Here is a 21,638-nt window from a genome sequence, read left to right as displayed (position 1 = left end):
GAACAGGCAAAGAAGTCGATAGGACGGAGATGGTAATTTACGGATCTATGGAGAGAACAAACGGAGCACTTATCCGTTATTATCTTTCTATAGGTCCGTTTTTCGTTAATAAGGCAACGCCCCTGATGTATGAAGATGAATAATTTGTTATCTTGTATTGTCATTTGGCCCCTTATTCCAGTTGTAGCCTTTACTAACATCAATGATTATACGATGATGTTTTTCAGACAGCCCGGAAAGTTTCTACTCATTTTTATTTTTCTATTGTCAGTGAAGCCCCGGCTGAACGCGCAGGACAGCGCCATGCTGCAACTCCCGGCACAATGGACTTTACAGCAGTGTTTCGATTATGCGCTGAAAAACAATATCCAGTTAAACAGCCTGCGCCTGAGCAAAATGAGCAGTGACCAGGATCTGTTGCTGTCACGCGCCGCAAAGCTGCCTAACCTTACCGGCTCAGTTTCCCAGGATCTTAATGGTGGTAAATCTATCACTGCCGCCGGCAATTCTTCTTACCGGGTAAATACCACCGGCAATTACGGTGTTAATTCAAGTGTTACGCTTTTCCAGGGAGGATACCTGAATAATGATATTAAGCAGAAGAACCTGCTCACACAGGTGGCAGGACTGAATATTGCGCAGCAGGTGAATGATATTACGGTGTTGATTACACAAGCCTATCTGAATATCCTGCTTGCAAAAGAAAACATTGTATATGTGCAGGACGTGGTAGCCACCTCCGAAGCCCAGGTAAAACAAGGACAACAACAATATGATGTGGGCAGCATCGCGCTGATAGGGCTGGTGCAGTTGAAGGCGCAGTTATCGAACGACCGTTACCTGCTGGTGACCGCCGAAAACCAGCACCGGCAAAACAAGCTGGTGCTGAAACAACTGTTGCAGCTACCCAGCAGCTACAATTTTGAAATCCAGGAACCGGATACGCTGATCACCAACACCCGGTTGTATGCGTTGCAGGAAGTACAGGACTCCGCACTGGCAAACAGGCCGGAAGTAAAAAGCAGCGAGCTGGGTATCCAGGTATCCAACCTGGACCTGGCAAAGGCGCGGGCGGGGTATTTGCCCACGCTTACAGCAGGAGGGGCTTTGGGATCGTCTTATGTTAGCGGAGGAGCCAACAGCGCCTATTTCAAGCAAATGGATAATAATTTTTATCAGCAGATAGGGCTCACATTGTCTGTTCCCATCTTCACCCGGCGGGTCGTGAAAACCAATGTGGAGAAAGCAAAAATAGAAGTGGATCAGTCGAAGCTGGTTTTACAGGATACCAAAACAAATCTTACACAAACTATTGAACAATCCTATATCGATGTGCTCAATGCGCAATCGCAGTACGATGCTGCTGTGGAGCAGTTGAAATATTCACAGGAAGGTTACCGGATTGCCAGCGAACAACTGAAGGTGGGCGCTGCCAATATCGTGGTTTTTCTTCAGCAGAAGAATTTATATATACAGGCATTACAATCTTATATACAGGCGAAATACAATGCTGCTCTGAACATCAGGATATATGATTTTTACAGGGGCATACCGGTAAAACTATAAATGTAATTGAGGTATGAGAAAATATAAAGGTGTTATCATAACGGTGGTGATCATACTGCTGCTGGTGGCGATCTGGTTTTTCTTTATCAGGAAGAAAGAAGAACCGGTTAGGTTTGATACCGCCAAACCGGAATACGGGCACATTGCCACTACGGTAACCGCCACTGGTACCATTCAGCCGGTTGATACGGTAGCGGTGGGTACCCAGGTGTCTGGTACGCTCAAATATCTGTACGTGGACTTTAACACCCAGGTGAAGAAAGGGCAACTGCTGGCGGAACTGGATAAAGATCTTTTCCAGGCACAGGTAGACCAGCTGCGGGCCAACGTGCAGGTAGCGCAAACCAACCTGGAATACCAGAAGAATAATTTTCAGCGGCAGGAACTGCTATATAAAACAGGCGCCATCAGCAAAGCCGACTATGACATTGCTGCCAACCAGATAGGACAGGCCAAAGCAAATCTTGCCAGTGTAAATGCCCAGTTGAATTCATCATTAAAGAACTTCTCCTTTACAGAAATCCATTCACCGATCGACGGCGTGGTACTTAACCGGAATGTAAGCGTAGGACAAACAGTAGCCGCCAGTTTCAACACGCCTACTTTGTTTGTAATTGCAAAGGATATCACCAAAATGCAGGTAGAAGCCAGTGTGGATGAGGCAGATATCGGGAATGTAAAAGATTCACTTCGTGTAACCTTTACCGTAGATGCCTACCTGGAAGATGTTTTTGCCGGGCGTGTGCAGGAAATCAGGCTGCAGCCCTCGGTTTCTTCCAATGTGGTTACCTACAATACCATTATCAATGCGCCGAATGACAACAGGAAGCTGAAACCAGGCATGACCGCCAACGTTACTATTTATACGGCAGAGAAAGACTCTGCCCTGCTGCTGCCTGTAAAGGCGCTTAAATTTATTCCCGACTCCGTACAGTTAAAAGATTATGTGATACAAAGCGCAGTGAGAAGAACCCGCAATACTGCGCAAACAAAAGATACTACGGGTGGTAAGTTCAAAAGCACCACCCGCATAGGTTCCTCCAATTATGTATGGATACTGCGCGGGGATACGCTGGTGCAAAAACATGTGAGAACAGGACTGAACGACAATACACATATTGAAGTACTCTCAGGGCTAAACGAAAATGATATTGTAGTGACAGGTATCACAGCCGGGGGAGCCGTAGCGGCAGCGGGTGGTACCAGTCCGTTTTTACCAAAAATGGGAGGGCGAAGACGATGAACAGCAACAAGATATTGGAACTACAGCAGATCAAGCGTGAATTTGTGATGGGAACCGAAACGGTACGCGCATTAAAGGGTGTGTCTTTTGACGTATTTGCCGGGGAGTTTGTCACCATCATGGGAAGCAGTGGTTCCGGAAAAACCACGCTGCTCAATATTCTCGGCTGCCTCGATAAACCTACTTCGGGCAGTTACCTGCTGGATGGCGTGAATGTGAGTGGCCTGTCGCGCAACGAACTGGCGCGGTTGCGGAATCATAAAATAGGATTTGTGTTCCAGGCATACAACCTGTTACCACGTACCTCTGCATTGGAAAACGTGGAGTTGCCGCTGTTTTACAACCCGGAGCTATCTGTGCAGGAGCGGCGCGACCGGGCGCTGGGCGCCCTCCAGGCGGTGAAGCTGGCAGACCGGGAAGACCATACCCCCAGCCAGCTTTCCGGCGGGCAGCAGCAAAGGGTAGCCATTGCGAGGGCGTTGGTCAATCAGCCGGTAATGATCCTGGCCGATGAAGCCACCGGTAACCTGGATACCCGTACTTCTTACGAAATCATGGCCCTGATGCAGGACCTGAACCAGGAAGGCAAAACGATTGTATTCGTTACACACGAACCGGATATAGCGGCATTCAGCAGCAGAACGGTGATGCTGCGTGATGGAAAAGTGGTGAAAGACAGCAAGAACGAAAACGTACGCTCGGCAAAGGAAGCACTGGCAGCATTGCCTCCGGCCGAAGACTATTAACTAACCGAAAGCATGAGTGCAATCAATCTCATAATGATAGCGTTAAAGGCGTTGCAGCGTAATAAGCTGCGGGCATTCCTGACCATGCTGGGGATCATCATCGGTGTGGCCGCCGTTATTGCGATGGTGGCTATCGGGCAGGGTTCAAAGGAAAGTATCCAGACGCAACTGAGCAGCATGGGGTCTAATATGATCACCATTTTGCCCAGCAGTAACGTAGCCGGTGGAGTAAGAATAGGAGGAGAAAGCTTTCAGTCGCTTACCATTGCAGACGTTTTAGCCATACAAAAGAATGCGGAATATGTAAGCGCAGTGTCGCCGGTGGCGTCTACCAAAGGACAGGCCATTTACGGGGCGTTGAACTGGCCCACTTCCCTGCAGGGAGTGGCCCCTTCTTATTTTGATATCAGGAAGCTTACGGTGAACGACGGCATCAGTTTTTCTGATGCCGACGTGGCTACCGCCGCAAAGGTGTGCGTATTGGGCCAAACCGTGATCAAGAACCTGTTTCCCAGTGGGGAAAGTCCCGTAGGAAAGGTGATCCGCCTGGGTTCCATCCCGTTACAGGTAATAGGTACGCTGGCGCCAAAAGGACAAAGCTCTTTCGGGCAGGACCAGGATGATATTATCCTGACACCATACACTACCGTGCAAAAGCGTATCCTGGCTACCATTTATTTCCAGAGTATTTATGCTTCCGCGGTGAGCGAAGGCGCTTCGGATCAGGCTACCAATGAAATTATAGACATCCTCAGAACCACGCACCGGTTGCGGCCTGCCGACGAAAATAATTTCCAGGTACGAACAATGGAAGAGCTGATAAAAACGCTGAGTTCCACCACCAGTTTGCTCACCATCCTGTTAACCGCTATTGCCGGTATTTCGCTGGTGATTGGTGGTATTGGTATCATGAACATTATGTATGTATCTGTTACAGAACGCACCCGGGAAATAGGGTTGCGTATGTCTATCGGCGCCAGGGGCATTGATATTTTACTGCAGTTCCTGGTGGAAGCCATTATTATTAGCGTAACGGGTGGCTTAATAGGGGTGGTGCTGGGGATTACATCTGCCAAAGTAATTACGCTCACGCTTGGCTGGCCTACGCTGGTATCGGAGTCTTCTATTATACTTTCCTTTGTGGTATGTGCTTTTACGGGGGTGTTTTTTGGCTACTATCCCGCGCAGGCGGCGTCCCGGCTGGATCCTATTGAAGCCTTGCGTTACGAGTAATTATTTACGCGTTACAGTCGTACGGAACAGCGATGCCCTCCGCGATCCATTTTATAAAAGCGCTTTCTCTTTCAAATTGCAGCAGGTTAAGCTGGTGCCCGGTGATATCTTCCAGTGAAAAACCATCGGCATGGGTTTCGATGGCCTGCCGGGTGGCTAGTTCCTGTTCGGTGCTGTAGTGTCCAAGCAGTTTTTTGAGTTCAAACACCACGCTGTCGGAGGTGTCGTTGGCGTGGATAACCGCTACCACAAATTCGTACTCCCCGAATTGCTGCAGCGCTGCAATAGTCCTGGTATTTACCTTGTAACAGGTGCCTGGTTTCAGTTGCATAAGCGGGTATTTATTGGCAATATGAATATACGTAACAATATCTGTTTTTACCGGCAACAAAAAAGCCGGCAGGTTTCCCTGGCCGGCTTACTTTATGGCAGTGTAGATCTAGTCTTTTTTCTTGTCATGTATCTGCGATTTCTTCAGATATACCTTTTTGCCTTTTCCGTCTACAATGTATTTCCTGTCTTTTTTATCGATGTAAACGGTTTCTCCGTTGGGGCCTTCCTTGCCTTTAAAGGTTTTATCTGTAATGGTGGAGGCTCCTTTAACAGCTATAGAGGCTGTTTTGTTCCCTATTTTTTTGGCGGTACTATCAATTCCTTGCGCAAATGTGTGCTGGCCGGCCAGTGTTACCGCTACGCCTATGGCCGCAGCTATCAGCAGTTTTGGAGTTTTCATGTTTATTGTTTTTAATTTTAGTTTAAAAAAAATGATTGCCTGACGCTGGTTATTATTCAACAATAATGCCACTTGATTTGTTTATTGAAATACAGTTTTTTACAGATGTACTTTTTACCGTATTGCTGGTACATACCGGGGATTTTCCCGGGACGGGGTCATTAAAATTTCGTATATTCATTTACGGTAAGCCCTCTGCCTGTGAAGTAATCGAAAGGTCTGTATCTATCTGTTCCTACACCTCACAGGGAGAATTAAAGTAACGCGTAGCTGTAACATAACCGGTAGTTGATTTCTCCTTATTAACTGATGCTAAAAAAAATGACTGTTATCCGTAACAGCAGGGGGATTATTTATGCATAAAAAACACCTTCCGGACTGCCCGTAGTCCGGAAGGTGTTGCCCGTGTTGAATGCTTACAATTAATTGCCCCAGAAAGTATCTTCCTGACTGATATCTTCCGCATATATTTTCGCTGCCACAATTTTACCATCTTCTACCGTATATACGTCTACGTTATCGGTATGCAGTTCTGCCCCCGGCCGGGATGCTTTCCAGGTAAGTACTACAGACGCCTGGTTGCCGTTCACCGCAATGGTTTTGATGGCCGACAGGGACATCGTATTTTGTGATACTTCAAACATACCGCCTACCATCTGGAATACTTCCCCGCTGGACTTTTTGATACCGGAGAAGCGGTTGCTGCCCGGTTGTTCCCAGCTTACTTCGGGGTGTAGCAGTGCGCCTAATTTTTCAAGGTTTACCTGTTGTACGGCGTTTACAAAATCGGTTACTACCTGTAATGTTTGCTGTTCCATTTTTATACTTTTTAGTTGTTGATGAATTGATAATGCAAAGCTATTACCCGGCACCTCTTTATCGTTTACCTTTACACGACAATTACTTACCATTTGCCGACATAATGATTTTTGTAAACACCGTACGAAATACCTTTGCTATATGAAACAGCTGGTATTAAGTATTATCGCATATGCTGTGCAGCGGGATGTAGATGCGGCACAGCTCTGTAAGCTGGCCGGTATTGATCTGGTGGCGTTGAAAAAAAGCCATACTGCGCCTGTTACTGCGCAGCAGTTGCAGGACCTGTGGCTGAATGCAGCCCGGCTAACCAACGATCCCCTGTTTGGGTTGCACTTCGGTGAATCCCTGCAACCTGCTGCGTTGGGGGTGGTGGGAGAAATTATCCGGAGCAGCGCTACCGTGGGGGAGGCATTAACGCATGCCGCGGCGCTAACACACCTGGTAACGGACCAGTGCCGGATGGAAGTAACCCGCTCCGCTAAAAGTTTCACGGTGCGGCTGCTGCCGGCGGTCGACTATGGCGCCGCGCCACCGTATGCTTTCCGTCAACTGATCGATCTTTTACTGATGATGGTGATTCACGAACTGGATGGCCTGCTGCTGGAGAAAATAGTGCCGCAGGCAGCCCGGCTGGCTTATACCGTTCCTGACCCGGCTGAATATGAGCGCGTTTTTCGTTGTAAACCTTCAAAACGGGTGGGAGACTATGTATTGGTATTTGACAGCAGGTATTGGGACGAACCGCTGTTAACGGCCAATTATGAGCTCCAGAACCTGCTGCTGCAAAAGGTAAGCAGTTTACCTCAAACGGCTGGTCAGCAGAAAACCTTACAAAACAGGATCTACAATTACCTGCTGGCCAATTCATACCTTGGTGTGTCGTCGCTGAACGACATGGCGGCTAACTTCAATTTGAGTCCCCGGAGTTTACAACGTAAACTGAAAGAAGAAGGTGTAAAATATCAGGATATTGCAGATGCGGTGCGGCATTCACTGGCGGTGTATTATATTTCTTCCGGTAATTACCCCTTGAAAGATATTTCCTGGATGCTTGGTTATAATGAGTTAAGTGCTTTTACAAGGGCTTTTAAGCGGTGGACGGGCAGTTCGCCGGTACAGTATAATCAATCGTTGTAGTTCAGGAAGGTGTCTTTGTGCACGATTCCCCATTTCTTCACAAAAATATATTCTCCTTTTTCCAGGGCGGTGAGATAATCCTGCAGCCATTCTTCAAAAGAACCCGCTACAATGGCCCGGTGACTGTCATCGTGCCAGAACGTAATTACTTGTCCGCGTTTACCTTCCGGCGCAGGGTCCAGGTCAATACAAAGGTGATTACCAAAGCCATCGCCGGTAAAAGGGATCCATAAAGGATTCCACCAGTCGTTTTTTATGCCGGTATCCGGTGTGGAGAGTACGGGTTCGTCATGATAGTTGAAAGTTCCGGCATCCAGCAGGTCTTTCCAGTGATGCCACTGGGTGGTGATGTCTTCCACGCTCAGCAGTTGATCCGCATCTACCAGCCCGGCCCTGGCTTTCTGTTGTCCGTTGTGAATAGCATAAAATGCTTTAAAGGAAGCCGGCATGGCCGTTCCTATTAGTTTTTCAAGAGATTCCACCGCCTCAAAAGTAACGCCGGGATGGAGGATGTTAAGCAACCTGGGGGCGTGCTGCTGCATCCAGTTCTCCCATCTGAGCCAATATTGCTGCATATGGTATGGGTTTTAACGACTATAAAGATGTGAAATTTAATCAATAAATTTATTCATTCCCACTGCATGTTTTTTATAAGCTAATTATCAATAATTTTGTAGCTCTTGAAAAGAGTACAACATCATTAAAAGTAAATAACTCCTTTATGGCACAGTTACCTAAATTTCTGATTGCAGACGATCCTGTAACAGATCCGGAAAATGAATATATTTTTCATACCGAGAAACCCCGCTTCTTTGCCAAACGGGTAGAAGAAGATGAAGAAACTGCCTACATCGATATCATTCACGAAATCGATAATGTAGAGGAATTCTACAGAAGCGCTCCGGAAAAGAAACAGGAACTGCTGGAACAGCTGGAAGACTGGTACTACTCTTACATGGAGTGGCTGGAAGATGACGGTGAGGAAGAAGAAGACGAAGAATAGTAACAAAGAAAAGGTATTGTAAAAAAGCGTCCGCATACTACGGGCGCTTTTTTATGCCCGTCAGTTATCCTGCGCCTGCAGCTCCTTCCGGTAAGCAGAAGGATTTACGCCTTTATATTTTTTAAACATCCTGTTCAGGTGACTTTCATCTGTAAAGCCCAGTTCATCCGCAATTTCTCCCACCCGCATACTGCTGTACTGCAGCCTTGTTTCCACCAGCTTCAGTTTATATTGGGTGATATACTGCTGTAAGCTGTCGCCATTGTTACGTTTGAAGTATTCACTCAGATAAGTTGGCGAAATATTAAAGTGGGATGCAATCTGCTCTGCCCGCAGCTTTTCAGGGGTGTAAATATTTTCGTGGATGTAATGCAGTATATTCATGGAAGCATCCTGCCTGGCGGGATGTTTGGGTTGTTCGGGCATTTGCAGCAGGATATTCCGTGCAATCACCATGATCATGGTATTTACAATCTGCTGGGCCATTTCCCGGTGATAGGGCTGCTGGTTCACCAGTTCACGGATCAGCGCTTCTACCAGTGATTTTACCAGCGGCTTATCATTTTTATTTTTTAAGATACACCCCGGCATGTGGTTATGATTCTGGAAAATAAATTCCAGCTGCTGTATCCAGTCTTTATGCTGATTTTGCAGGTAGATGTTATTGAAGCGGATGAAGAAGAATTTGGTGGATTCCTGTACATCAAACGAGTGGCAGTCCTGCGGCATTACCAGGAACAGTTTTCCCGGGCTGTATGGCAGCTGGTTCTTGTTCACACACTGCATCCCACTGCCTTCCACAATATACACCAGTTCAAAAAAGTTATGTTTATGCGGATCTATCGGGCATTCTGTACATTCGCGGTATTCTATCTCAAAAGGCTGATATAAGTTCTCTTGTAACATACCTGCAAAATTACAGAATGATCCTAAAAAAGTACAAATTATTTCCCGGGATCTGCCTGATCTTTGTGTCACAAAAAATCAAACAAATGGAAAACAATCCTATCGTATTTCTATTGCTCCGGCTGGCGGTAGCTGCCAGTATGTTTGGCCACGGCCTGGTAAGACTCCCTAAGCTGAATGGCTTCAGCGCCTGGATGGTAAAAAGCTTTGAAAAGTCCATGCTGCCCGACCTGCTGGTGGTACCTTTCAGCTATGCTTTACCCATTGCTGAATTTGTAATCGGCCTGCTGCTCCTGCTGGGCTTATTTACCCGTGCTTCCCTTATTGGCGGCGGCGCAGTAATGATCATCCTGATATTTGGCACCGCTATGATAGAAAACTGGGAAGCATTGCCCTCCCAGCTGATCCACGCGGCCTTCTTCGCTGTACTGCTGGCCTTTATCCAATACAACACCATCGCTGTTGATCATCTTATAAAAAAATAATGGCTACAAGAAAAGAATTCCTGAAAACAGCCGGGCTCGCAGGACTGGCAGGCATGGTACTGCCGGGAACTGTACTGTCGCAAACAAATGCCACGCCGGCAGTTAAGTCCGGCCCCGGATGGGCCGATGGCTCCCGCCTGGTGGTATCGGTGTCCATGCAGTTTGAAGCCGGCGGCCAGCCGGACAGGCCCGAAAGTCCCTTCCCGCAGAACATGCTCAACGGCTATAAAGACCTTCCCGCCACCACCTGGTACGAGTACGGCTTCAAGGAAGGTATCCCCCGCATGCTGGATAACTGGGACAAACACGGTATTAAAGTAACCTCCCATATGGTAGGCAGCGCGGTGGAAAAACACCCGGCCCTGGCGAAAGAGATTGTACAACGCGGACATGAAGCCGCCGCACATGGCCGCGACTGGTCGTCGCAATACATGCTGCCCTACGAAGAAGAAAAACAATTTATCCAGGATGGCGTGGAAGCAGTAAGAAAAGCCACCGGCGTAACACCGGTAGGCTACAACGCCAACTGGCTGCGCCGCGGCGATAATACGCTTAATATCCTGCAGGAACTGGGCTTCCTGTATCATATCGATGACCTGAGCCGTGATGAGCCTTTTATCACCAAAGTGAATGGCGGCGACTTTGTAGTAGTGCCCTACACTTTACGCTGTAATGATATCCAGCTGGTAGCAGGCCAGTGGTTTTCTACCGATCAGTTCCTGCAACAGATAAAAATGGAATTTGACCAGTTGTACGAAGAATCTGCCCGCCGCAAACGCATGATGTCTATTAGTTTTCATGATAGAATAGGCGGTACCCCGCAATTGGTAAAAGCCACCAGCGAGTTGTTTGCTTACATGAAAAAGCATGCCGGCGTGGCGTTTAAAAGGAAAGATGATATTGCGAAGATGGCGCTGGCGGATAAGAATACGATCAGGGAGTAGTGTGATGTGAAATTAAATAGAAAGGACAGGCATTACCCGCCTGTCTTTTTTATTTAATTTCACATAAAGCAACACCGGATGTCAGAAAAGAAAGCACGCCAGGAAGAACGGATCATATTTAACAACCTGCTGGAACAGTATCTCTACCAGGGTTTGCCGGTAGACAGCATCGACGCGAAAACCGCCTTTACCATTCATAACCTGAAGGACATTCATCTCGAGCTGCCTTATACCTCCATTGTATACCGTACTAATTTCTTTTCTTTTGTTTTTGTGAAAGATGCGATAGGCAAGTATACCACCGATGAGCAAACTTTTAACACTTCTCCCGGAACTATTTATTTCACTAACCCGGGGCATTTTAAGTCTTTCGAATGGAAGGAGATCCGCGATGTACACCTGGTTACACTCAGCGAATCTTTTCTCAAAGAAAACGTACACCCGAAGATCTTTGAGGAATTCCCTTTTCTCCTCGCAGAAACCGTTCCGCCCAGAACGTTGCAGCCGGAAGTGTTTGCAGAGTTTGAACAATTATATCTGCAGATAGAAAAGGAATATTTTTCCTCTTCTACCTACAGAACGCGGATGATAGGTAACCTGTTTGTGGTGCTGCTGCTGAAGATCAAAGAATACTTCTGGGAAGACTATAATCCTATCTATGAAGGTAACCGCAGCTCGCAGATTGTAAAACAGTTTAAAAGAACCCTGGAGCAGCACTACCGCGACCTGGTAAACGGGAAGGCGGATAAGGTATTCAGGGTACAGGATTATGCAGCTGCACAACACCTGCATCCCAATTACCTCAGCAATGTGATTAAAAGTAAAACAGGGAAACCCATAGGTACCTGGATTTCGGAGAAAACCATTACCGAAGCCCGTACGTTGTTACAGCATTCCCCGGCATCTATTAAGCAAATAGCAGGTCAGCTGGGCTTTACAGAGGCTACGCATTTCAGTAATTACTTTAAGAAGCAAACCGGTATTTCCCCCGTTTTATACAGAAAGCAACATACATCTTAGATATTTGTAACTATTAGTGTAATTCTTATACTTTTTAGGGCGGCCGTTGGTTCATCTTTGTGTTATCAAAATAAAAACACAAAAACATGAGCACTTTAAAAGATAAGATCATCCTGGTTACCGGTTCTTCAAGAGGTATTGGCGCTACTATTGCCCGTCAGCTGGCGGCTGCCGGCGCGAAAGTAATTGTTAACTACGCCGGTGGTAAAGATGCCGCGCAACAGGTAGTAGAAGACATTAAACAACAAGGCGGCGACGCCATCGCCCTGCAGGGGGATGTAAGCAAAAGCGAAGAAGTGAAAGCTTTATTCGACGCCGCTATCGCGCATTATGGCCGTATTGATGTACTGGTGAACAACGCCGGCATCATGATCACCAAACTGATTAAGGATACTACCGATGAAGAATTCACCCGTCAGTTTGATATCAATGTAAAAGGCACTTTCAATACCATGAGAGAAGCCGCTACCCGCCTGGCCGACAAAGGCAGTATCATTAACTTCTCCACTTCTGTAAACCGTATTATGCTGCCTGGCTATGGCACTTATGTAGCCACTAAAGCAGCAGTGGAACAACTCACCCGCGTATTCTCCAAAGAAGTAGGCGCCCGGGGTATCAATGTAAACTCCGTTTCTCCCGGCCCTACTAACACAGAACTATTTACCAATGGTAAATCAGAAGAAGTGATTGCCCGCCTGGCTTCCCTTTCTGCCTTCAACCGCATTGGTGAACCCAATGATATTGCACAGGTAGTGGTATTCCTCGCAGGTGACGACGCTAAATGGATCAGCGCGCAGAACATTGGTGTAAATGGCGGCATGGCCTGATGATCAGGTATCCTTCTTTCAATACATCTCTCAAAAAATTATTAAATACAAATATCATGAACAGCTTAAAAAATAAAGTAGCGCTGATCACAGGATCAGCCAGGGGATTAGGTAAAGCCATTGCAGAACGCTATGCTGCCCTGGGCGCGGATATAGTGGTTAACTATTCAAAAGATAAGTCGTCTGCCGATGAAGTAGTGAGTAACATTACTGCTATGGGCGCCCGTGTAATAGCCGTACAGGCAGATGTAAGTAAAGTAGCCGACCTGGAGAAATTATTTGCAGCCGCAAAAGAGGCATTTGGCAAGATAGATATAGTAGTGGCCAACGCAGGTATTGAAATGGTGGAAGTACCGGTAACAGATTTTACAGAAGAACAGTTTGACCGCGTATTTTCCATCAACACAAAAGGAACTTACTTTACCATGCAGCAGGCCGCAAAACATGTGGAGAACAATGGCCGCATTATTTATATCGCTTCCAGCACCACTTCTTTCCCGGTTCCCGGTATGGCTGTTTATGGTGGCAGCAAAACCACTCCAAGATACCTGGTAGATATTTTATCAAAAGAAATAGGACATAAAGGAATTACCGTAAATTCGATTATCCCTTTTGCAGTAGATCACTCCGGTATTTTTGTGGACCCTGCAGCTTATCCTGAACTGAGAAAACAATTACTGGATAGCTGCCCGATGGGAAGACTCGCAGAAGTGGAAGATGTAGCTAACCTGGCAGAGTTTTTCGCCAGCGATTTATCTTCTTTCGTTTCCGGTCAGCACCTGCTGGTGAACGGAGGCGCCACCAACTAAAAAATCTACCACTATGATAATTAAAGTACTCAATGCCGTTCTGATAATTTTTACTGTATTCATGGGCCTGAAACAAGGACTTGCTATGATTGGCCAGAAGCCGGAAATGATCACCATGTTCAGCCGGTGGCACTTTAGTAAAACAGCTATCATCATCAATGGAGTGGTAACGGTGTTGAGTGCTTTAATGATCTTGTTTCCCAGAACGTTTTTGTTGGGTAACTTCCTGATGGCAGCATCTATCCTGATGATCATCTGTTTTTCTTTGTATGGGCGTGATCTGAAAGGTGCTGCTATTGAAGTGCCTTTCTTTCTCCTGAATCTTGTTATCATTTATCTGCAACATCCGCTCGCAAAATGAAAGCATTGTTATTGGCAATTATCGGCTTCCTGCCGGTGATACTCTTTGCACAGCAAAACAATCGTACCATGAACACAGATAAACTCACTCACGCAACCGTGAAGCAGGCCATCAATGCCCTGCAAACAAACGACAGCAAAGCATGGTTTGCTTTATTTACCGATAAAGCAGAAATGTTTGATGATGGAAATAAAATGGATTTCAAATCTTTCTGGCAGAAGGCCGTTGGTCACGAACGTTTTACCAGTATCGATAAAGTAGAGAACAACGGACTGGATGTATATGGCCGGTTTCACAGCGATCAATGGGGCGATTTTAAAACCTATTTTAAGTTTCATATCGATAAAAACGGTAAGATTAACCGGCTGGATATCGGGCAGGCGAGTTATTAAACAGATAATAATACTTCAAAGAGTTTATCATACTGTTTAGCGCCAGGTATTTTCTTTAGAATAGTAATTTGGGTGCATAGGAAGGAATCATAATAATTGAATGGGGAGAGATCAATTTTGCGAAGCTTATGGTGTGGTACTTCTTTCACAATGGTCATGTGTGGTGTTATCCTTGGTGTTTTCCGTTTAAGCGCTTTAAACAGTAATTTATGAAGCTCAATTATTGGTTGAGGGTTACTGATCTGTAATACCAGTGAATCGGAAGTATATCCGTGCTGAAAAATATCGTAGCCATTCAACCGCACTTCAAAGGGCTGTAAAGCAGCTACTGCATTTTTAACCAGTTGAATGATCCACGTGTCATCCTCTTGTGATGTTAATTTTAACAGGGAGATATGTGCTTTCAGATATTGTTCGTGTTTTGCCTCCGGGATGAAATCATACACCTTGTTCTCCATGATTTTGACATGATCCACTATGTTACGGGGTGGTGAAATAACAACCGCGTAGGATACCATTGTGGTAGGAATGGTATCCAGCGGAAATAAGGTCAACTGGTCAGGATGATGGCGGCGTGGCATAACTTAATAACAAAGCAGGTGCGGGGTTGGTTTGGTGAGGAAGATAGCAGGCGCAGCAGTATTGGTACTGCATAGATAGTGCATGGATAGTGCATCAATAGTGCATGAGGAGTGCATGAGGAGTCCATGCGGACAGTATGGGAACAGTATGGTGACTGTATGGATAGTGCATAGATGATCCATGACATACGCAGGTCCTAAGTATCGGAGATGTATCCGGGAAGTAATAGTCCCATTATTCAGCTTTTTCTAATGCCTGCCTCCTGAATTACAAACAAAACCAGCGACCGGCGGCCTTTTGAAGTTCGTTGTAATCCGGCCCGTTATCAGAAGCCCAGGCGATAACCCCATCGGGGCGTACCAGTACAGCGCTCAGGCCCAATTGTTCTTTAGCCCGGCCTGCTACATACCTGATTTGGTCGCCGTATTCATCCGCCAAAGCTTTAAGTGAAGAATTCCCGGCGAAGTCAAGCAGCATCCCTTTGCCGTCGTGCATGAGTTCACCAATCCTTGTTCCGTCTTCCAGTTCAAAGTTGGGAAGGCTGTAGCCTGCAAGAGGGTGGTGGCCATCCAGGTTGTAATGCGTGGCAATGCCCCACACTCTTCCTGCGATATAGGTAGCGCCATCGCGCGTATTGATGAGGTCGCGGATAATTGCATGCAGCGCATGCGCGCCGGGGTCTGGTTTCATGATGGCCACCTGTGCGCGTGACCAATCCAGTACCTGGCCACCAATTGGGTGCCGTTCGGTATAATAACTGTCCAATAAGCCTTCCGGCGCTTTGTGTTGAATGGTTGCGGCCAGCTTCCAGCCCAGGTTCATGGCATCGCCCAGCCCCAGGTTGAGTCCCTGGCCACCTAATGGCGAGTGAATATGCGCGGCGTCGCCGGCTAAAAGTACCCGTCCGTTGCGGTACGTGGTGGCCTGCCGTGCCCGGTCAGTCCAGGTGGTTGCAATATGAAGGGCGCTGATGGTCACGTTGGTGTTTGAGATGCGGCGTAGCACCTCCTGCACATATTCCAGCGTGATTGGCTTCTTTGAATGATGAAATGCCCCGCCATCAAAATCCTGCATTAATAAGTAACCCGGCTGCGATTGCATGTACATGCCTCTTGGTGTTACATTCCGGCCCGGGTTGAGCTTTTCCGGGTCGGCAATGTCCACCTGCGTGGAATAGCCGGTAAATTCCGGCTCCGTACCGGCGAATTCAAAACCGCCGGCCTTGCGAACAGCACTACGACTGCCATCGCAGCCTACGAGCCATTTACTTTGAAAAGATTGGTCACCTGCCAGCACTGTTACCCCGTCGGTGGTTTGATGAAAGCCCGTAATGGCAAGTCCGCGTTTGATGCTTACTCCCAGGGATGCTGCGCGGCGGGCCAGCACCGTTTCAAGCTCCGCTATTTCAGAAATCAGATTGGTATCAGTGGAACCTGGCAGGCGATATTTCCATTGTGAGACATCAATATTGCCGTCAAGAAACGGAATGCCGGCGAAGTGCCCTCCCTGCCGGCGTGGCCCTTGTACAGCGTTTGAGTGGGGATTTTTAAGACGCTTATGTATCTCCAGTTCATCGAGCAATCCACGGCGGTAAAGCGCTTCAATAGTAGGCGCTGAAAGTCCCCGTATCCCGAATGGAAGTTGCTTCAATGGAGAGTGTGGATCTTCTTCTTTTTCCAGTATCAAAACTGAACATTGGGCTAAGGCCAGTTCACAGGCGAGGAAAAGTCCTACCGGGCCGGCCCCGGAAATGATTACATCGTAAATAGTATGATTTTGTGCAGATGTATTGCTTTCAGATGTTGCTTTCATTTAGTATGATTGAAGCACAAAATTCTGAAATGCTTTTGCACTAGGCTTGTACAAACGCGACAAAATCGTTGCTTACAGCCTGCTTCCCTTTCTTTGCTTTCCGCGCGAATGCCGCTGGTGTAGTGCCGCTGTAGCGTTTAAATTCCCTGCTTAGGTGGGATTGATCTGTATAGCCCAGCTCATGAGCCAGGCCTGCGATATTGGAATCCGGATAGTGCCATAACCGGTTTCGTACCTGCTCAAAGCGCATCAGACCAGACACGTCTTTAACAGTATAACCGGACGATTGCTTGAAATTCCTTTCCAGTGTACGAACCGTTGCATGCGCCGCTGCCGCTACCTGGCTTACCGGCATAGTGCCGTTTGCAGCCGTCATAGCAGCTCCCGCTTTGAATAGCATGCTGCCAGTAGCAACCTGCGACCGTGCTTGCAGGAAGTACTGTTTTAACCGGGTCAGCGCTTCCTCTATTTTACCGGCTTCAACATACTTATTCAGCGTGGATTGAAGCTGGGCAATAGGATGATCAAATGTGCGCATGCCGCCTTTCCCGGATGGCAGTCCGAGCAAGTCAAACACCGTCCAGGGAAAACACCTGACAGCAATAATCTCTAAACGGTTTTTCGAAAAAAAATGAACAGGCTGATTGAGCAGCCCCATCATAAACGGTGAGGGCAATGGCTCCTGGCCTTCCTTGTAAGAACTGCTAAACAGGTTCCCGAAATAAAAAATAATTTCAGCATAGCCATCAGGTACTACCTCAAAATCCGGTGGTAGTTCTCCAAAGTCTATTTTGTTGTGCCAAAAGCACTTAATGGTATCCCGTAATTCTTCAGGAGGTTCAAATTCCTGGTGCTGCATTTTGGAAGATAGCATATGTGGGAACTTAAATCTTCCAAAATTAATGATTTGCAGGATTCTTTTGTTTTTGGGGGTATGGGGAATAATAAATGGGAGCAAAATAAATAAGTGTTGGTTAGTTAGCTAATCTATTACTTTTGTTACCAACGAAGAGATATGGCACACATCCTTCCACTTTTGCATTTACAAAATGCTGGTTATACGAATGCGAACAAACTTTTAGATTAAAATTTATGACAAAATGTGGGGTATGGATTTTACTATCCATGATGCTTCTTATTAGCGTTTGTTGTTGGAGCTGCTTATCAGACCAATATATGAAGGCTAATACCCGTGTATTGAATCACGTGAAATTCTCCGGGAAAATTATCTCTCTGAATGTATCTGGAAATCATGCTTATGGGATAATTGGAATTTCGGTTTTGACAACAAATAAAAGTGAATTTGCAGATACCGTGCAATCTGTCATGTTCCCATATAGATTGAGTCAGGGGTACGCGGAATTTTACGGCTATGTACCCGTTGAAGCAAAGATTGGTTTCAATGTTGAGCTTGATTCAGATAAAGGAATTATGAAGATTTATTATAACGGTAAATTGGTAAAGGAAACAGCAGTTGCAGTTTCTCTGGAGGAAAGGAACATTGAATTTGTCAGGAAGAATTCGAAGTTTAAATTTATTAGCCTTAAATAGATGGGTACAGGAAGATATAAAAAACATAATAAGATGCACGCCGGCTTATTCCCCCAATGATATTTCTTATTCGAAGCCTACGCTTCCCCAGGCATTGCCAGGTAATTGAAAGCGGAAATGTGGCGTATCAAAAATGACCTGATTTGTGGCACCTGGTGCAGCAGAGGTAATGTGAAGAACATCCAGGCAAAAAAGGACTGTTACTACTTCCCGACAATTTTCTTTCGGTGTACAATTCCCCAATCTGTAAGATTAGTGATTATTGTTTGTAGTGTATTGCCATGTTCTGTAAGTTCATATTGAACCGTTATGGGTTGTGTATCCAAAATGGTTCGTTTTACCAACTGGTTTATTTCTAATTCCTTTAATTCTTTACTCAACATTCTGTTGGAAATTCCGGTAATATCATTCAAAATGTCTGAAAACCGCCTTTGGCCGTAACAGCAAATAGATGAGATAATAGCAATCTTCCACTTCCCATTAAGCACGTCCATTGAATCCTGAACGGCTTTTATCCTTTTCTTTTGTTCCTGTTGGAACTCTTCTATTTTACACCCCATAATGTTACTTTGTTACACCTGTGTTACTGTTACTTTTAGGTACAAAGTTACTAAAAATAACTTTGATAGTCTAGCTTTGTCGCTCAATCATTTAAAAATGGAAATAATGAGTAGACTGAAAAACAAGGTTGCCGTGATTACAGGCGGCAATAGCGGTATAGGGTTTGGTATTGCGGAAGCATTTAAAAACGAAGGCGCAGTTGGTGCAATCGCCGGAAGGAATGAAACTACGTTAAACAAGGCTGTTGAAACCCTGGGGGGTAATTTTATAGGTGTAAAAGGAGATGTAACCAATCTTGATGACCTGGAGAACCTGTATAGGACTACAGCTGATAAGTTTGGGAAGATAGACGCATTGGTAGTGAATGCAGGTGGCGTTGTGGACGGGATTCCCCTGATGACCATAACCGATGTAACGGAAGAAGGTTACGACCGCTACATGGAGCTGAATTTAAAAAGCGCCTATTTCACCGTGAAAAAATCGCTTCCTTATTTAAATGACGGCGCATCCATTATACTGATCGCGTCGAACGCCGCACACCGGGCTGCACCCGGAGCAACAATCTATGCCGCCGCAAAAGCAGCTGTTATTTCATTGGCCAGAGGCTTATCGCTCGATTTATTGTCGAGGAGAATAAGGGTGAATTCCATTTCACCTGGCTCAATTGATACGCCGGTTTTTGGAAAGATGGTACCACAGGAGTTCGTGGACCAGGTGAAGCAAGTCTGGATAAATCTTACGCCGCTTGGCAGGCAAGGGACGCCGGCTGAGATTGGGAAAACGGCTGTATTCTTAGCCTCCGACGATTCAACATTCATTGTAGGCGCCGATATCTTAGCGGATGGTGGTATGGCTAATGCCTTCTCAGTGAAATAAGCTTACTTAGTAACGGATTGCCTCAAAATAAAAAAGGAAAAGTGATTAATCACTTTTCCTTTTTTGTAGCCTCAACAGGGATCGAACCTGTATCTAAAGTTTAGGAAACTTCTATTCTATCCATTGAACTATGAGGCCAGCACTTTTTAACCCCAATTCTGGGATCGGGTGGCAAAAGTAAGGGTTTTAATTTAATATTTAAAGACTTTCTATATCTACTTTTCCACCGGCGGGGGCGTAAATACTGTCGATTTCCTTCTTGAATTTCTCCAGGATTACCTTCCGTTTTGCCTTGAGGGTAGGGGTGAGTTCACCATTGTCTACCGTCCATTCGTGGGGGAGGAGGATGTATTTTTTCACCTGCTCAATATGGCTGAAAAACTGGTTGTATTTGTCTACTGCCTGTTTGTACAGGTCCTGTACATCCGGGTTTTTCACCAATTCTTCGTTGGAGGTGGCGGTAATGCCGCGTTTCTGTGCCCAGTTGCGGAGGTTACTGAAGGAGGGAACAATCAGCGCAGCCGTGAATTTGCGGTCTTCTCCCACAATCATGATTTGTTCAATGTAAGGCGACTCCTTAAACTTGTTTTCGATGGGTTGCGGCGCCACGAATTTGCCGCCGGAGGTTTTAAAGAGTTCCTTTTTCCGGTCGGTTATTTTCAGGAATTTGTTATCGATCATTACGCCGATATCCCCGGTATGGAACCAACCATCTTTGATGGCATCGGCCGTGAGATCCGGGCGTTTATAGTAGCCAATAGTTACATTGGGGCCTTTACAGAGGATTTCACCATCTTCCGCGAGTTTTACTTCCACACCGTTAATAACAGGTCCTACGGTGCCAAACATACGGTCTTCCTCATTGAAGCGGTTTACACTGATCACCGGAGACGTTTCCGTAAGGCCATACCCTTCCAGGATGGGAATGCCACCGGCGGTGAATATCTTCAGTAAACGTACCTGGCAGGCAGCAGCGCCATTTACAATACACTGGATGTTGCCACCCAGGGCTGCACGCCATTTGCTGAACACCAGCTTATTGGCCAGTTTGAGCTGGAGGTTATACCAGGCGCCCTGGTCTTTATTGATTTCATACCGTTTGCCGATGTCTACAGCCCAAAAGAACAGGGCTCTTTTTATGCCTTTGAGTTCAAGACCGGTAGTCATGATCTTTTCGTAGACTTTTTCCAGCAGGCGGGGAACGGTAGTAAAGATGGTGGGCTTTACCTCTTTCAGGTTATCGCCAATGGTTTCCATGCTCTCCGCGTAATAAACCGGTACGCCGGCGCGGAGATACAGGTAGGTCACCATTCTTTCAAATATATGATTCAGCGGCAGAAAGCTAAGGGCCTTTGCTTCTTTATTAACGGGGAGGTAAGGCTGGCAGGCCAGTACATTGCTTATAACATTGTGATGACTGAGCATTACGCCTTTGGGTGTACCGGTAGTACCGGAAGTATAGATGATGGTTACCAGTTCTTCCGGGGAAATGTTCTTCTTTATTTCATTGATCTGGTCAAAATCGGTAGTGTCGGCGAGCGCGGGGATTTCTGTCCAGTGGCGGGCGCCTTCTACTTTATTGAAGGTGAATATTTCACGGATGGAGGGGAATTTATCCCTCATGGCATTTACTTTTTCCAGCAGGTCTTTGTCGCTCACAAAAAGAATGCGCGCTTCCGCGTCATTCAGTACATAGGCGAGTTCTGTTTCGCTGATGGTGGGGTAAATGGGTGTGAGCACGGCGCCCAGCTGCTGACATGCCAGGTCGGTGATGATCCATTCCGGTCTGTTGGGTGAAATGATGGCTATTTTATCTTTCTCCTCATTTTTTTTAATTCCCGGTCTGATGCCCAGTTTGAGCAGGCCGGAGCTGAATCTGAGGGTAAGGTCCGCTACTTCTTTTGTACTATACTTTTTCCATTGCCCGTTTTCTTTTCCGGCCAGCATATCCTCTTTAGGAAAGTTGGCTAATTGGTAAGAAATCACATCAAATAGTCGTTGCGGTTGGTCCATGCTGCTGTAATTTTGT

Annotated in this window: 25 protein-coding genes and 1 tRNA gene; 15 read left to right on the top strand and 11 right to left on the bottom strand. The window is 46.3% G+C overall.

Annotation, left to right across the window (positions count from 1 at the left end):
* Positions 1–213: 213 nt before the first annotated feature.
* From PV783_RS01210 to PV783_RS01195, 4 genes are read left to right on the top strand one after another with little or no spacing between them, the layout of a single operon-like run.
* Positions 214–1,566: a TolC family protein gene (locus PV783_RS01210; protein ID WP_420986903.1), complete on the top strand. Its 1,353-nt coding sequence runs from the start codon at positions 214–216 to the stop codon at positions 1,564–1,566.
* Between the two features lie 13 nt (positions 1,567–1,579).
* Positions 1,580–2,809 (top strand): efflux RND transporter periplasmic adaptor subunit, encoded by a 1,230-nt coding sequence (locus PV783_RS01205; RefSeq protein WP_111579876.1) that lies wholly within the window; start codon positions 1,580–1,582, stop codon positions 2,807–2,809.
* Positions 2,806–3,555, top strand: coding sequence for an ABC transporter ATP-binding protein (locus PV783_RS01200; RefSeq protein WP_336388981.1), 750 nt, complete (start codon positions 2,806–2,808; stop codon positions 3,553–3,555). Before PV783_RS01205 ends, PV783_RS01200 begins: the two co-directional genes overlap by 4 nt.
* 12 nt (positions 3,556–3,567) lie before the next feature.
* Complete coding sequence (locus PV783_RS01195; protein WP_079471113.1) at positions 3,568–4,788, top strand: ABC transporter permease; 1,221 nt, start codon at positions 3,568–3,570, stop codon at positions 4,786–4,788.
* Between the two features lie 4 nt (positions 4,789–4,792).
* Here the strand turns inward: PV783_RS01195 and PV783_RS01190 are convergent, their stop codons facing one another.
* The 3 genes from PV783_RS01190 to PV783_RS01180 form a co-directional block, all read right to left on the bottom strand.
* Entirely contained in the window at positions 4,793–5,119 is a 327-nt protein-coding gene (locus tag PV783_RS01190) for a hypothetical protein (RefSeq protein WP_133256261.1), read from the bottom strand.
* Between the two features lie 108 nt (positions 5,120–5,227).
* Complete coding sequence (locus PV783_RS01185; protein WP_111579877.1) at positions 5,228–5,521, bottom strand: hypothetical protein; 294 nt, start codon at positions 5,519–5,521, stop codon at positions 5,228–5,230.
* Between the two features lie 422 nt (positions 5,522–5,943).
* Positions 5,944–6,339 carry a nuclear transport factor 2 family protein gene (locus PV783_RS01180; RefSeq protein ID WP_336388983.1) on the bottom strand — a complete coding sequence of 132 codons (396 nt, stop codon included), beginning with the start codon at positions 6,337–6,339 and terminating at the stop codon, positions 5,944–5,946.
* A 142-nt stretch (positions 6,340–6,481) separates the two neighbouring features.
* On the opposite strand from PV783_RS01180, the gene PV783_RS01175 reads away from it, so the two are divergent.
* Positions 6,482–7,480: an AraC family transcriptional regulator gene (locus tag PV783_RS01175; protein WP_420986902.1), complete on the top strand. Its 999-nt coding sequence runs from the start codon at positions 6,482–6,484 to the stop codon at positions 7,478–7,480.
* Here PV783_RS01175 and PV783_RS01170 read toward each other — a convergent pair.
* Positions 7,468–8,055: an SMI1/KNR4 family protein gene (locus PV783_RS01170; protein WP_079471107.1), complete on the bottom strand. Its 588-nt coding sequence runs from the start codon at positions 8,053–8,055 to the stop codon at positions 7,468–7,470. The two genes, PV783_RS01175 and PV783_RS01170, sit on opposite strands and share 13 nt — an antisense overlap.
* A 146-nt stretch (positions 8,056–8,201) precedes the next feature.
* Here PV783_RS01170 and PV783_RS01165 point away from each other — a divergent pair, with 146 nt between their 5' ends.
* On the top strand, positions 8,202–8,483 hold the full coding sequence (locus tag PV783_RS01165) for a hypothetical protein (protein WP_079471106.1): 282 nt from the start codon (positions 8,202–8,204) through the stop codon (positions 8,481–8,483).
* A 60-nt stretch (positions 8,484–8,543) separates the two neighbouring features.
* Here the strand turns inward: PV783_RS01165 and PV783_RS01160 are convergent, their stop codons facing one another.
* Positions 8,544–9,389, bottom strand: a complete 846-nt coding sequence (locus PV783_RS01160) for an AraC family transcriptional regulator (RefSeq protein ID WP_079471105.1) — start codon at positions 9,387–9,389, stop codon at positions 8,544–8,546.
* Between the two features lie 86 nt (positions 9,390–9,475).
* Between PV783_RS01160 and PV783_RS01155 the strand changes: the two genes are divergently transcribed.
* From PV783_RS01155 to PV783_RS01125, 7 genes are all read left to right on the top strand, one after another.
* A complete protein-coding gene (locus tag PV783_RS01155) occupies positions 9,476–9,874 on the top strand; it encodes a DoxX family membrane protein (protein ID WP_111579983.1) in 399 nt (132 codons plus the stop codon).
* Positions 9,874–10,818, top strand: a complete 945-nt coding sequence (locus PV783_RS01150) for a polysaccharide deacetylase family protein (RefSeq protein ID WP_111579879.1) — start codon at positions 9,874–9,876, stop codon at positions 10,816–10,818. Before PV783_RS01155 ends, PV783_RS01150 begins: the two co-directional genes overlap by 1 nt.
* Positions 10,819–10,896: 78 nt before the next feature.
* Positions 10,897–11,838: a helix-turn-helix domain-containing protein gene (locus PV783_RS01145; RefSeq protein ID WP_079471103.1), complete on the top strand. Its 942-nt coding sequence runs from the start codon at positions 10,897–10,899 to the stop codon at positions 11,836–11,838.
* Positions 11,839–11,924: 86 nt separating this feature from the next.
* Complete coding sequence (locus tag PV783_RS01140; protein ID WP_420986901.1) at positions 11,925–12,665, top strand: SDR family oxidoreductase; 741 nt, start codon at positions 11,925–11,927, stop codon at positions 12,663–12,665.
* 56 nt (positions 12,666–12,721) lie between these two features.
* Entirely contained in the window at positions 12,722–13,474 is a 753-nt protein-coding gene (locus PV783_RS01135; RefSeq protein ID WP_079471755.1) for an SDR family oxidoreductase, read from the top strand.
* 13 nt (positions 13,475–13,487) lie between these two features.
* Entirely contained in the window at positions 13,488–13,835 is a 348-nt protein-coding gene (locus PV783_RS01130; RefSeq protein ID WP_079471101.1) for a hypothetical protein, read from the top strand.
* Complete coding sequence (locus tag PV783_RS01125) at positions 13,832–14,227, top strand: hypothetical protein (protein WP_363432925.1); 396 nt, start codon at positions 13,832–13,834, stop codon at positions 14,225–14,227. The genes PV783_RS01130 and PV783_RS01125 overlap by 4 nt, the downstream gene beginning before the upstream one ends.
* On the opposite strand, the gene PV783_RS01120 is transcribed toward PV783_RS01125, so the two are convergent.
* The 3 genes from PV783_RS01120 to PV783_RS01110 all read right to left on the bottom strand — a co-directional run bounded on the left by PV783_RS01120 (position 14,224) and on the right by PV783_RS01110 (position 17,495).
* Positions 14,224–14,808: a 2'-5' RNA ligase family protein gene (locus tag PV783_RS01120; RefSeq protein ID WP_420986900.1), complete on the bottom strand. Its 585-nt coding sequence runs from the start codon at positions 14,806–14,808 to the stop codon at positions 14,224–14,226. The genes PV783_RS01125 and PV783_RS01120 overlap by 4 nt on opposite strands.
* 268 nt (positions 14,809–15,076) lie before the next feature.
* The gene (locus PV783_RS01115) at positions 15,077–16,621 is read right to left on the bottom strand and encodes an FAD-dependent monooxygenase (protein ID WP_420986899.1); all 1,545 of its coding nucleotides are present in this window, start codon (positions 16,619–16,621) and stop codon (positions 15,077–15,079) included.
* Between the two features lie 40 nt (positions 16,622–16,661).
* Complete coding sequence (locus tag PV783_RS01110; protein ID WP_235015965.1) at positions 16,662–17,495, bottom strand: helix-turn-helix domain-containing protein; 834 nt, start codon at positions 17,493–17,495, stop codon at positions 16,662–16,664.
* A 302-nt stretch (positions 17,496–17,797) separates the two neighbouring features.
* Between PV783_RS01110 and PV783_RS01105 the strand changes: the two genes are divergently transcribed.
* Complete coding sequence (locus PV783_RS01105; protein ID WP_420986898.1) at positions 17,798–18,172, top strand: hypothetical protein; 375 nt, start codon at positions 17,798–17,800, stop codon at positions 18,170–18,172.
* A gap of 203 nt (positions 18,173–18,375) precedes the next feature.
* On the opposite strand, the gene PV783_RS01100 is transcribed toward PV783_RS01105, so the two are convergent.
* Positions 18,376–18,732, bottom strand: coding sequence for a winged helix-turn-helix transcriptional regulator (locus PV783_RS01100; protein WP_079471097.1), 357 nt, complete (start codon positions 18,730–18,732; stop codon positions 18,376–18,378).
* 106 nt (positions 18,733–18,838) lie between these two features.
* On the opposite strand from PV783_RS01100, the gene PV783_RS01095 reads away from it, so the two are divergent.
* Positions 18,839–19,609, top strand: a complete 771-nt coding sequence (locus PV783_RS01095) for an SDR family oxidoreductase (protein ID WP_079471096.1) — start codon at positions 18,839–18,841, stop codon at positions 19,607–19,609.
* Between the two features lie 66 nt (positions 19,610–19,675).
* Here PV783_RS01095 and PV783_RS01090 read toward each other — a convergent pair.
* Together PV783_RS01090 and PV783_RS01085 are read right to left on the bottom strand one after the other, a co-directional pair.
* Positions 19,676–19,747, bottom strand: a tRNA-Arg gene (locus PV783_RS01090).
* 60 nt (positions 19,748–19,807) lie between these two features.
* Entirely contained in the window at positions 19,808–21,622 is a 1,815-nt protein-coding gene (locus PV783_RS01085) for an AMP-dependent synthetase/ligase (RefSeq protein WP_079471095.1), read from the bottom strand.
* Between the last annotated feature and the right edge of the window lie 16 nt (positions 21,623–21,638).

Source organism: Chitinophaga sp. CC14, from assembly GCF_048957795.1.
In the GTDB taxonomy this organism is placed as follows: domain Bacteria; phylum Bacteroidota; class Bacteroidia; order Chitinophagales; family Chitinophagaceae; genus Chitinophaga; species Chitinophaga ginsengisegetis.
Note: the sequence above shows the minus strand (reverse complement) of the source record. Positions and strands in the feature narration are given on the sequence as shown.